Below are 10472 nucleotides of genomic sequence, written 5' to 3'. Positions count from 1 at the left end.
CCGGCGCTCGACCACGGTGGTGGCGGGGATCCGCCGCTCGGCGATGATGAATCCGAAGGTCCCGGTGGCGACCAGGGTCGCCACCGCGATCGCGTCGCAGACCAGGGTGACGGGCATGATCGTGGCGCACCACAGGTTGAGCACCAGCAGCACCGAGTAGACGACGACGATGGCCCGGCGCAGCGTCCTGGCGCCGGCGATGAACCGCTTGTGCCGCGTGTAGGCGGCGTCCGACAGGACGTAGACGAGGACGACGGTGCTCAGCAGAGCACCCACGACGGATGGCAGCATGTTTTCCCCCCAGAGAAGATCGGCCCGGCCCGGATGCTCCTTCGCTCCGGGCCGAGGACGCCACCGGCCCCCCGACCGGTTCGACGTCCACCCGCCGCGGTGGTGGCCACCAACGGAACGGGTATGGATCAGTTTGCATGAGGAAACAGCTTTTTGCATCCGCTAATGGACTCTCGGGCGACCCCACATCTGCCCACATCGCCCTCCACCCGCCCCGCGGCGGAGGGCGGCGGCAGGACCCCGGTGCCCGTGGAGATCTTTATAATCAGCCTGCTTTCCTATTGCCCCGTTTCGTGTGAGACTGGGCGGACACCGCTCGACGAGCTCACCGTTCACGTTGACCACCACAGGAAAGAGGTACATCCATGATCAGCACGATCCAGAACCTTGGTGTCCGCAGCGAGCACGCCTACGCGGCGGGCTTCGCCTCCATCGGCCTGTCCGTCCTCTCCTGGGCGGCCAGCCTCGGCAAGAGCAAGTCCAAGCCCCAGGCCGACCGCTGGGGCCTGTTCGTGGGCGAGTGGACCCCCACCTTCTTCGCGATCGGCATCGCGCTGAAGCTCGAGGAGACGTCCTCCAAGAAGTAGTCCCCTCCCCGGCGCGGCCGACGGCGCGCGTCCTGCAGGAGGAACGGCGGCCCCCACCATCGCGGTGGGGGCCGCCGTCACGTCCGGGCCCGGCTCAGTGGCCGGCGCGGGGCAGGTCCTTCACGGCAGGGCCCTCGAGCAGGGACCCGTCCGCGGCGAAGCGGGAGCCGTGCAGCGGGCAGTCCCACGAGCGCTCGGCGTCGTTCCAGCGCAGCACGCCGCCGAGGTGCGTGCACACCCCGGAGATCTTGCAGGTGGTGCCGTCCACGGTGGACACGGCCACGGGGCGGCCGTGCTCGCGGCCGACGACGCCCTGTCCCTCCGCGGGCGCCCCACCGGGCAGCTCCTTGAGCTCGGCCTTGAGCCAGTCCTTGGGCGCGTTGAGGCCCACGCCCGCGTTGATGCGCAGGGCGGTGAGGATGTCCGACGGCGAGGTCACGCGCCGGCCCAGCGTCTCGGCCCACGGCACGCTGCCGCCGAGGATCTCGGCGTTCAGCGCGATCGCGGCGGCGACGGCGTTGCTCATCCCCCACTTGTTGTAGCCGGTGGCGAGGTAGATGTTGCCGCCGCCGCGGGGCAGGGTGCCGATGAAGGGCACGAGGTTGACCGACTGGTAGTCCTGCGCCGCCCACGCGTGGGTGCGCTCGGCCCCGGGGAACCAGCGCTGCGTCCAGGACTCGAGGTCGTCCACGGCGGCCTGCGGGGAGGGGGAGCGGCCCACCACGTGGTCGTTGCCGCCCACCAGCAGCAGCTCCTCCCCGTCGACCGGCACGGTGCGCAGGGTCCGGTCGGGGCTGTCCGCGGTGATGTACATGCCCTCCGGGATGGACCCCGGCGCCCCGGGCACCCGGTAGGTCAGGGCGTAGGAGCGGTTCGGGGAGAGCTTCGCGAAGTACCCGCCACGGTCCAGGACCGGGGTGCCCGTGGCGAGCACGAGCCGGTCGGCCTGCACCGACCCCTGGGAGGTCTGCACGGTCAGGGGCGAGCGCACACCGGCGCCGGTGATCCGGACGCCCTCCACGAGCGTCCCGCCGCGCTCCCGCAGTTCGGCCGCGAGGGCGCCCAGCACCTCCATGGGGTGGAACTGCACCTGCTCCGCCATCGTGATGGCGCCGGAGACCTTGTAGGGCAGGCCGGTGTCCCGGGTCCAGTTCACGTGCAGGCCGGCGATCCGGGCGGCCTCGAGCTCCTTGCGCAGGGCGGAGGCGCCCTTGGACGTCGTGGCGTAGGTGTAGGCGGCGCGGCGCTGGAACGGGACCTCCCGCTCCTCGAGGAACCGGACCAGCCACTCCTGGCCCTCCCGGTTCGCGTCCGCGTAGGCGCGCAGCACCTTGTCCGACTGGTGCCGGTGGATCTGGGAGAGCGTGGTGCCCTGCAGCAGGGACAGCTTCGCCGTCGTGTTGCCCGTGGTGACGGCACCCACCGAGCGGGCCTCGAGCACGGCGACCCGCTGGCCCGCACGCGCGAGCAGCACGGCGGTGGTCAGCCCGGTCAGCCCGGCACCCGCGACCACCGTGTCGTAGTGCGCCCCGGGGACGAACTGGTCCGTCGCGGTGGACGGCACCTCGTACGTGTCGAGCCATACGGATTTCATGGAGAAGCTCCCTCGTGATCGCTGCTGCCGGAGTGGTCGTCGCGGTCGGACCCTGAGGCCATCCTGTCGGCCGCCCGGTGCGAAGTCCACTGTCCATCTCCGGTGAGCGATCCCCGCACCGGCTGTCGGAGGCGATTCCTAGACTCGTCCCCATGCCTCCGGAACCGTCCATGGTCGACATCACCCGCATCTACTACGAGCCGGCCGCCGCCGAGCTGCCCCGGGGGCGGGAGGTCCTCGAGCGGTGGCCCGACGCCACCCTGGTGGAGGTCCCGAGCCACTGGCAGATCCCGGAGCTGCACGGGGACGAGACCAACGCGCGGCGGTGGGTGCGGATCAAGCGCGAGGCCTTGGTGCTGGGGGTCAAGAAGTCGCTGGCGGCACGGCCCAACGGCCGGTCGGCGGACTTCATCGCGCCGTCCACGGCCAACGGGTGCGCCATGGCGTGCGCCTACTGCTACGTGCCCCGCCGGAAGGGCTACAGCAACCCGGTGACGGTCTTCGCCAACATCGAGCAGATCACCGGCTACCTGGACCGGCACATCCGCCGGCAGGGCACCAAGCCGGAGCCCAACCAGTGCGACCCGCACGCGTGGGTCTACGACCTCGGGGAGAACAGCGACTGCTCCGTGGACGCGCTGCTCAGCGGGAACGTGCGGGACCTCGTGGACCTGTTCCGCCGGCACCCCACGGCCAAGGCGTCCTTCGCCACCAAGTACGTCAACCGGGAGCTGCTGGACTGGGATCCGCAGGGCCGCACCCGGGTGCGGTTCTCGCTGATGCCGGCGCACCTGGCCAAGCTGACCGACATCCGGACCACGCCCGTGCCGGAGCGGATCGCCGCTGTCGACGAGTTCGTGGCGGCCGGCTACGAGGTGCACGTGAACTTCTCACCGGTCATCGTCACGGACACGTGGCTGGAGGACTGGGCCGAGCTCTTCGAACAGCTCGACGACGGCCTGAGCGCGGCGGCCAAGGAGCAGCTGGCCTCGGAGGTCATCTTCCTGACCCACAACGAGCAGCTCCACGAGGTGAACACGCAGTGGCACCCCAAGGCCGAGGAGGTGCTGTGGCGCCCGGACCTCCAGGAGACCAAGCGCTCCCAGAACGGGGCCCTGAACGTGCGGTACCGGTTCCGGGACAAGCAGCGGTACCTGGAGCAGTTCCTGGACCTGCTGCACGAGAAGCTGCCGTACTGCGACGTCCGCTACGCGTTCTGAGCCGACGTCCCGCTACGCGCCGTCTGCGCCCGATTCCTGTGATCCCGGTCCGAGCCCGTCTGCCGCACCCGTCCTCCGGGCTCGCGGACCGGAAGAGGACCTCTGCGTCACGCCACCCGGGGGTCGTAGCCGTCCGACGGACGGGAGACCGTGGTCAGCAGGAACACCGAGTCCTCCAGAGCCTCCACCGAGTGGCGGGAGTCGGTGAGGGACAGCAGCTCTCCGGCGGTCAGCTCCTCGGCGAGCTGACCGCGCTTGAGCACCCGGACCCGGCCGCGGAGCAGCTGAAGCGTGGCGGCGGGCGGGGAGACGTGCTCGGCGAGCTCCTTGCCGGCGCACAGCGCCATCACCGTCTGCCGCAGCACGCCGTCGTGGACCACGAGCTCCGCGCTGCGCCCGGCACCCGACGCCCGCGCCTTCTCGAGGTTGGCGGTGGCGAGGTCGTCGAGGCGGGTCATGGGTCCTCCTGGTGGAGCGTCGGCGGGGCGGGGTGTCAGAGCAGCGCACCCTCGAGGCGCAGCAGGTACTCCTTGCGCTCCATGCCGCCGGCGTAGCCGGTCAGGCGCCCGTTGGCGCCGATGATCCGGTGGCACGGGACCAGCAGGCTGACGGGGTTGCGGCCGTTGGCGGCCCCGACCGCCTGGGCGGCGCGGGGCACCCCGATCGCGCGCGCGACCTGCCCGTAGGTGCCGGTCGTGCCGTACGGGATCCGGGCGAGGGCGTTCCACACGCGCACCTGGAACGGCGTCCCGTGGAGCACGACGTCGGCGTCGAACTCCTGCAGCCGCCCCGCGAAGTACTCACCGAGCTGCTCGCGGACGTGCGGGAGCAGGTTGTCGTCGCGCTCCCCGAAGGAGGCGGGGACGGGCCCCTGGCGTGCTCCCTCCACGGAGAGCGCCACGAGCGCGCCGGACTCCTCGACGAGCGCCAGCGGGCCGATCGGCGACTCCACGACGGCGTGACGACGGACGGTCGCGGTGGTGGGTGCCGGGCTCAGTCTCAGTCCCATGGGCTGATTCTACGCCCGGCGCAGCTGCTCCCGCGGAGTGCGGGCCAGGGTGTAGGACGGCTCCCGCAACCGGTAGGTCCACTCGTAGTTCTCCGCGCCCGTGGGGACGTTGAGCAGGGGGTCGAAGCGCTCGTCGTTCCCGAACGGTGCGCCGGGAGCGAGCTCGACCGTCCCGAAGCGCTGCCACGGTCCGACGGGTGTGGCCCAGTGCAGACCGAGGACCCAGGGCTCGGCGGCGACGGCTGCCCGGAAGCGGTCCGGGCGGGCCGGCAGGCGCTCCGTCCTCGGCTCGGGGTGCGCGGCGACCAGAACAGGTCCGTCGAGGCCGCGGTAGGGCATGAAGGAGGCGAAAGCACCGTCCGGTACGTGCCGGTGGAAGGTCGGCACGAAACGGGAGAAGCGCCCGCTGCCGGCGGTCGCGAGGAGGATGTCGGCGCGGCCGTCGCTGCGGCCCTCCATCTGCCCGGAGGGCGGCACAGGGCAGCGCAGAGCGAGGCCCAGGATGTCGGGCCACCCGTGCGGGAAGCCGAAGGAGCGGGAGAAACGGGCCCGGACAGGGTCCTCACCGGCGTCATCGATCCAGTGGATGCCGCTGCTCCCGCCGCCCGTCCGGGTCAGGACGCCTTCGAGCCCGACCCCCTCCGAGTGGATGGGACGGTGGGCGCGGAACTGCTTGAGCAGGACGAACGGCGCGCGGGCGGCGGACCCGAGCAGGGTGCTGATGGGTGCGGTCGTCATGGCCCACACGCTACCCGGGGCTCGGGTCCGGGTCAGCGGAGCCGGACGCGGATCGGCCCGCGAGCCGTCCTGCCGTCGACGGGGCGGCCGCGCTGGGTGATGTCCGCGAGCCCGTCGTCGGCCAACCGGCAGGCCTCCTGGCGCACGTCCTCCATCAGGTCCCGCCAGCCGTCCGGGGCCAGGGCGCGGGCGGCCTCGGAGGGGCAGACGGTCTTCTCGGGTCCGCGGCGGCGCAACAGGTCGAGCAGCACGGAGCGCATCTCGGCGGACGAGGGCGTGGTCACGGGCGGCTCCTCTGCGTGCGGGTCCGGTCCGGCCCGGACGTCCGTCCGGTCAGGAGCGCGGTCACGTCCCGGCGGACCGGGGTACGGTCCAGGGTCTCAGAACGGCGGCGGATCATCGGCCGGACCGGAGCGGGCACCGGGCCGGGGAGCGAGACCCGCAGCGGGATCCCGGGCGAGGTCCGACGCGAGGTCCGGGGCGTCGTGCGGTGCGCGGGCAGGCGCACGGCGCGGGAAACGGTGCGGGGTGCTGTCCGCGACGGGGTCCGGAGCCTCGGAGCGGTACTCCTGCGGATAGGTCCTGTGCACCTGTCCTGCGGGAGATGTCCACATCAGCACGCCGTGCCGGCCCAGGACCCCTGTCCCGTCCGGAACCCCGGCGACAGGACGCGGTCGCCCGGAGTCCCGCCGCCCAAGGGCCGGCTGTCCGCGGTCCAGGTCCTCGGGTTCCACGTGCTCCACCCGCCACCGGCCCAGCGGGCCGTCCCGGTGCTTGAGCAGGTGGTGGTGCCGGCACAGGTGCGCGAGGTTGTCCGCCGAGGTCCGGCCGCCGTCAGCCCAGGCAACGGTGTGGTCGAGGTCGCAGCGAGACGCCCGGCGTCGGCAGCCCGGGAAGCGGCACGTGCCGTCCCGGGCCCGCAGCCGGTGCTTGAGGTCCGCGGGCACGGCATAGGTGCTGCGGTCCCGGTCCAGGACGGTCCCGGTGACCGGTTGGGTGAGGATGCGGGACCAGGACGGCGCACGAGCCGCGATCCGCTCGGCCAGGCCGATCGGGATGGGTCCGTAGCCCTCCAGCTCCGCGCAGCGGGAGGTCCGCAGCAGGTCCTCGACGGGACCGGTGAGCGCCTCCCCCGTGCTCCGGAGGAGGGCGAGGGCCGGCACGGTGACCGTCACGTGCCCGCGGATGCCGCGCAGGTGCTCCGGGAGGTCGGCGGGCTCGCCGTCGAGCAGGAGGTCCGCCAGCACGTCGGCCCGCAGCTGGGGCACCGTGCGGCGCTCCGGAGCCTCGGCGGCGAGAGCGGACGGCCCGGCACCTCCGGCCGACGGCGCGGGCGGGGCCACGGGCGGGACCTGCGCCGCGAGGACGCCGTCCGGCGCCACAGGAACGTGGTGCGGAGCGGGGAGCGCCGCGCGGTCGACCAGCGCGTCGAGGCGGTCCTGGATGGCGTGCGCGGTGCCCGCGTCCAGGAGGGCGCACAGCTGCGCCATGCCGTCCTCCCGGGGTTCGACCCACACGCGACGGTCCCGCAGCGCCAGCCGGTGGCGCTGCTCCTCGGTCTCCCGCAGCAGACCCGCACGGCGCCGACGTGCGAGGGCTCGCAGCTGGGCCACGGTGCTGTCCGGCGCCCGCAGGAGCAGCTCGTCGATGATCCGGCGGACGCTCTCGGCCGGTGCCCGAAGCTCCGGCGCGGAACTGTCGGCGTCCCACACGAGATCGCGCCACAGTTCGATGAGCACACCCGCCTGCCGGGAGCCCATCAGCCCCTGCTCCAGGGCCTCCAGGACCCCGGGCAGGGACTCCGCGAGCAGCACGGCGTCCTCGACGCGGCGCAGCGCGGTGCCCGCGGGCAGCCGGAGGGCCGGGCCGATCTCGTCGGCGACGTCCCGGATCGTCTGCTCGGCGGGCTCGAGCGAGTGAGGGCCGAGCCGGTCGGCCTCGGCGGGCATCCAGTCCGCCTCCACCATCCAGCGCTGCTCCCGGGCCTCCTCCTGGAGCTGCCAGAGCCGGTGCAGCAGCCGGTACTGGCGTCCTGCCGCCCGAGCCTCGGCGCAGGACTCCTCGACGAGCGCCCGCACGCCGTCGGAGAACTCCTCGGCGATCTGGGCCAGGTCCGTCTCCTCCCGGAGGGCGTCCTCCAGGGTTCGAGGCGGCTGGGAGGTGGTGGCCATGGTCCATGGTCCCAGCCGGATCCGACACACTAAGGCGTGACCCGGATCACCTTCGGGGTCTCCGCGTCCCGCCCGGCAGGGCTGGGCAGGACACGGGGAGCCGCCCAGACTGCCCGAACAGGCAGTCCGGACAGCCCCCGGCGTTCCGCTCGCGAAGGGTCCGCGTGACCCACAGGGCCGGGCGGAACGCGAGGAGTGGCTCAGGCCTGGACGAACGGGTAGTCCGTGTAGCCCTCGGCGCTCTGCGTGTAGAAGGTCCGCGGGTTCGGCACGTTCTCGGGCAGACCCTCCGCCCAGCGCCGTGCCAGGTCCGGGTTCGCGATCGCCGGGCGCCCGACGACGACGCCGTCCGCCACGCCCTCCTCGATCAGCCGCACGCTCTCCTCGCGGGTGGTCGGGACGTCGCTGAAGCCGCTGTTGGCCAGGAAGGCGCCGCCGAAGCGGGTGCGCAGTCCCTGGACGAACTCCCCCTCCGGCTCCTTGTGCAGCACGGAGAGATAGGCGAGGCCGAGGTCCTGGATGCCGTCGACGAGAGCGGCGTACGTGGCCCGGACGTCCTGGTGGTCCGTCTCCCAGGCGTCCTGGATGTTGTGCTCGGGCGAGATCCGCAGGCCGACCCTCTCCGCGCCGACGGCCTCGGCCACGGCCCGGACGACCTCGACCACGAAGCGGGCGCGGTTCTCCGGGGAGCCGCCGTACTCGTCGGTGCGCTGGTTGGCGCCCGGCGCGAGGAACTCGTGCAGCAGGTAGCCGTTCGCGCCGTGGATCTCCACACCGTCCAGGCCCGCCTCGATCGCGTTGCGCGAGGCCCGGACGAAGGACTGCACCACGCCCGGCAGCTCCTCGGCGGTCAGCGCGTGCGGCACGGGGTAGTCGGCCTTGCCCTGGTAGGTGTGCGTCTTCCCCTCGATCGCGAGAGCGCTGGGGGCCACCGGCTGGGAACCGCCGTTGATGTCCGGGTGCGTGACGCGCCCGGCGTGCATGACCTGCATGAACAGGCGGCCGTCGGCGGCGTGCACGCTCTCGGCCACCCGGCGCCAGCCCTCGACCTGCTCGGGCGTCTCGATGCCGGGCTGGTAGGCGAAGCCCTGCCCCACCACGTCGGGGTACGTGCCCTCGGTGACGATGAGGCCCATCGAGGCGCGCTGGGTGTAGTGCTCCACATTGAGCTCGCCGGGGACGCCGTCACGACCGGAGCGCATCCGAGTGAGCGGTGCCATGACGAGGCGGTTCGGCAGCTCGAGGGAGCCGAGGGTGACGGGCGTGGACAAGGTGGAGTGCGGCACGGGGAGGCCTTTCATCGGGGAACTGGTTCTTTCCGTCTCAACGGAAGATCCCGCGAAGTTATTTGCGCCCCTGCTGTCTCGTTCCTCACAGCTGATGCCATACATACCCCAGGGGGTATTATCGAACCAGACACCCCGAGCTCGTCGGGCGGAACGGAAGGACATCTCATGCAGAACAGCACCACGGCGTCCGTGCGGTGCAGGACGCACGCCCCGCACCGCACGGACCTCTCGACCGCTCCCAGGAAGGACTGAACCGTGGGACTCCTCAGCCGCCTCTTCGGCACCACCTTCGAGACCGTGGACGTCGCCGGTGCACGGGAGCTCCTGAACGGCGGGGCCGTGCTCGTCGACGTCCGCACGCCCCAGGAGTACCGCGCGGGTCATGCCCCGGCCGCCCGGCACATCCCCCTGGAGGCCATCGCCACCCGTCAGCGCGAACTGTCCAAGGACCGGCAGGTCGTGACGGTCTGCCGGTCCGGCGCCCGGTCGGCGAACGCCGCCCGGCAGCTCGCCGAGGCCGGCTACCAGGTGGCCAGCCTCCGCGGGGGCATGACGGCCTGGCAGCGCGCCGGCGAGCGCGTGGTGGCCAAGAACGGCCGGCCCGGCACCGTCGCCTGATCCGGGGCCGCGGCCCTCGCGCCGGCGCCGGCGCCGGATCAGCATCCGCCGTCCCGGCCGGGCCAGGAACGGCCACAGGCCTCCGGGGCCCTCACCCGGCCTCCCGCCCCGGCAGGGCGCGCCCGTAGCCGCGCGGGGTGGCGCCCAGCACCGACCGGAACTCCCGGGTGAGGTGGGACTGGTCGGCGAAGCCCAGCTCCGCGGCGAGTGCGCCCAGATCCGCCTCCGGGTCCGCGCGCATCCGTTCGGCCGCCTCCTGGAGCCGACGACGACGGAGCAGCAGCTGCGGCGGCATCCCGACGAACCGGGCCGCGAGCCGTTGCAGCGAGCGCTCGGACACGTGCAGCTGCCGGGCGAGGTCGGCCGGGCTCCGCACGTCGGCGCCCGCCTCGAGGAGGTCGACCATGCGGTTGGCCACGGCACCGTCCCGCACCGCCGCCGGGGACACGGCCACCGCCAGCGCCTGGACGTGGTCCGCGAGCAGGGCGGCCGCCCGTGCGTGCCGGTCGGCCGGGTCCGCTGCCGTCATGGCCTCCGCGACGGCCGGGTGCAGTCCGGGGGCGGGGAGCGGCGCCGATCCGTCGAGCAGGTCCGCCGGGCGCTGCGTGAACAGCAGGACCCCCGCCGGTCGCAGCAGCGCCCCGACCGCCCAGCCCCGGCCCGTGAGCACCCGGGTGGACGCACGGCTCGTGGGTCCGTGCAGCGCCGCTCCGTCCGGTTCGACCACCACGTTGCTCGCCGGATAGCCCAGCACCAGCTGCTCGACGCGCTCCCCTGCCGGCAGGTCCCACTCCGGGACCCACAGCTGCCGGACGAGATGGGCGACGTCGTCGGGCGCGGGCAGGCGCACGACCGTGGCGTGCGGTCCCGGGGTGAGGTGGCCCCGCGTGGTGGGCGGCTCGCTCATGGCACGAGCGTAACCAGCCGAGGGTGGCGGAAATCTTCAAGACCGGCC

12 protein-coding genes are annotated in these 10472 nt (G+C 73.0%); 3 read left to right on the top strand and 9 right to left on the bottom strand.

Going from position 1 to position 10472, the window contains the following annotated elements; translation table 11 throughout:
• A partial coding sequence (locus tag AVL61_RS05635; protein WP_058873374.1) for a hypothetical protein occupies positions 1-291 on the bottom strand: 291 nt, incomplete at its 3' end.
• 365 nt (positions 292-656) lie between these two features.
• Here AVL61_RS05635 and AVL61_RS05630 point away from each other — a divergent pair.
• The gene (locus AVL61_RS05630) at positions 657-878 is read left to right on the top strand and encodes a hypothetical protein (RefSeq protein ID WP_058873373.1); all 222 of its coding nucleotides are present in this window, start codon (positions 657-659) and stop codon (positions 876-878) included.
• Between the two features lie 94 nt (positions 879-972).
• Here the strand turns inward: AVL61_RS05630 and AVL61_RS05625 are convergent, their stop codons facing one another.
• Complete coding sequence (locus tag AVL61_RS05625; protein WP_058873372.1) at positions 973-2472, bottom strand: FAD-dependent oxidoreductase; 1500 nt, start codon at positions 2470-2472, stop codon at positions 973-975.
• A 152-nt stretch (positions 2473-2624) separates the two neighbouring features.
• On the opposite strand from AVL61_RS05625, the gene AVL61_RS05620 reads away from it, so the two are divergent.
• Positions 2625-3692: a spore photoproduct lyase family protein gene (locus AVL61_RS05620; protein ID WP_058873371.1), complete on the top strand. Its 1068-nt coding sequence runs from the start codon at positions 2625-2627 to the stop codon at positions 3690-3692.
• A gap of 107 nt (positions 3693-3799) precedes the next feature.
• Here AVL61_RS05620 and AVL61_RS05615 read toward each other — a convergent pair whose 3' ends face one another.
• From AVL61_RS05615 to AVL61_RS05590, 6 genes are all read right to left on the bottom strand, one after another.
• Positions 3800-4150: a cupin domain-containing protein gene (locus AVL61_RS05615; protein WP_058873370.1), complete on the bottom strand. Its 351-nt coding sequence runs from the start codon at positions 4148-4150 to the stop codon at positions 3800-3802.
• A 35-nt stretch (positions 4151-4185) separates the two neighbouring features.
• The gene (locus tag AVL61_RS05610; RefSeq protein WP_058873369.1) at positions 4186-4701 is read right to left on the bottom strand and encodes a methylated-DNA--[protein]-cysteine S-methyltransferase; all 516 of its coding nucleotides are present in this window, start codon (positions 4699-4701) and stop codon (positions 4186-4188) included.
• A gap of 9 nt (positions 4702-4710) precedes the next feature.
• A complete protein-coding gene (locus AVL61_RS05605; protein ID WP_058873368.1) occupies positions 4711-5439 on the bottom strand; it encodes a hypothetical protein in 729 nt (242 codons plus the stop codon).
• Positions 5440-5471: 32 nt separating this feature from the next.
• Entirely contained in the window at positions 5472-5723 is a 252-nt protein-coding gene (locus tag AVL61_RS05600; protein WP_231738283.1) for a DUF3253 domain-containing protein, read from the bottom strand.
• A 96-nt stretch (positions 5724-5819) separates the two neighbouring features.
• A complete protein-coding gene (locus AVL61_RS05595; RefSeq protein ID WP_058873367.1) occupies positions 5820-7610 on the bottom strand; it encodes an HNH endonuclease signature motif containing protein in 1791 nt (596 codons plus the stop codon).
• A 200-nt stretch (positions 7611-7810) separates the two neighbouring features.
• Positions 7811-8911: an alkene reductase gene (locus tag AVL61_RS05590; RefSeq protein ID WP_058873366.1), complete on the bottom strand. Its 1101-nt coding sequence runs from the start codon at positions 8909-8911 to the stop codon at positions 7811-7813.
• Positions 8912-9154: 243 nt separating this feature from the next.
• On the opposite strand from AVL61_RS05590, the gene AVL61_RS05585 reads away from it, so the two are divergent.
• Positions 9155-9517 carry a rhodanese-like domain-containing protein gene (locus AVL61_RS05585; RefSeq protein ID WP_058873365.1) on the top strand — a complete coding sequence of 121 codons (363 nt, stop codon included), beginning with the start codon at positions 9155-9157 and terminating at the stop codon, positions 9515-9517.
• Between the two features lie 91 nt (positions 9518-9608).
• On the opposite strand, the gene AVL61_RS18590 is transcribed toward AVL61_RS05585, so the two are convergent.
• Entirely contained in the window at positions 9609-10424 is an 816-nt protein-coding gene (locus tag AVL61_RS18590; protein ID WP_082696986.1) for an AraC family transcriptional regulator, read from the bottom strand.
• Positions 10425-10472: the final 48 nt, after the last annotated feature.

It is taken from the genome of Kocuria rosea subsp. polaris (assembly GCF_001483755.1).
Lineage (GTDB): Bacteria > Actinomycetota > Actinomycetes > Actinomycetales > Micrococcaceae > Kocuria > Kocuria cellulosilytica.
Note: the sequence above shows the minus strand (reverse complement) of the source record. Positions and strands in the feature narration are given on the sequence as shown.

Coding starts and splice junctions, on each gene's coding strand:
- AVL61_RS05590 (WP_058873366.1), bottom strand. CDS start 8,911: ATGAAAGGCCTCCCCGTGCCGCACTCCACCTTGTCCACGCCCGTCACC.
- AVL61_RS05605 (WP_058873368.1), bottom strand. CDS start 5,439: ATGACGACCGCACCCATCAGCACCCTGCTCGGGTCCGCCGCCCGCGCG.
- AVL61_RS05625 (WP_058873372.1), bottom strand. CDS start 2,472: ATGAAATCCGTATGGCTCGACACGTACGAGGTGCCGTCCACCGCGACG.
- AVL61_RS05615 (WP_058873370.1), bottom strand. CDS start 4,150: ATGACCCGCCTCGACGACCTCGCCACCGCCAACCTCGAGAAGGCGCGG.
- AVL61_RS05610 (WP_058873369.1), bottom strand. CDS start 4,701: ATGGGACTGAGACTGAGCCCGGCACCCACCACCGCGACCGTCCGTCGT.
- AVL61_RS05595 (WP_058873367.1), bottom strand. CDS start 7,610: ATGGCCACCACCTCCCAGCCGCCTCGAACCCTGGAGGACGCCCTCCGG.
- AVL61_RS05630 (WP_058873373.1), top strand. CDS start 657: ATGATCAGCACGATCCAGAACCTTGGTGTCCGCAGCGAGCACGCCTAC.
- AVL61_RS18590 (WP_082696986.1), bottom strand. CDS start 10,424: ATGAGCGAGCCGCCCACCACGCGGGGCCACCTCACCCCGGGACCGCAC.
- AVL61_RS05620 (WP_058873371.1), top strand. CDS start 2,625: ATGCCTCCGGAACCGTCCATGGTCGACATCACCCGCATCTACTACGAG.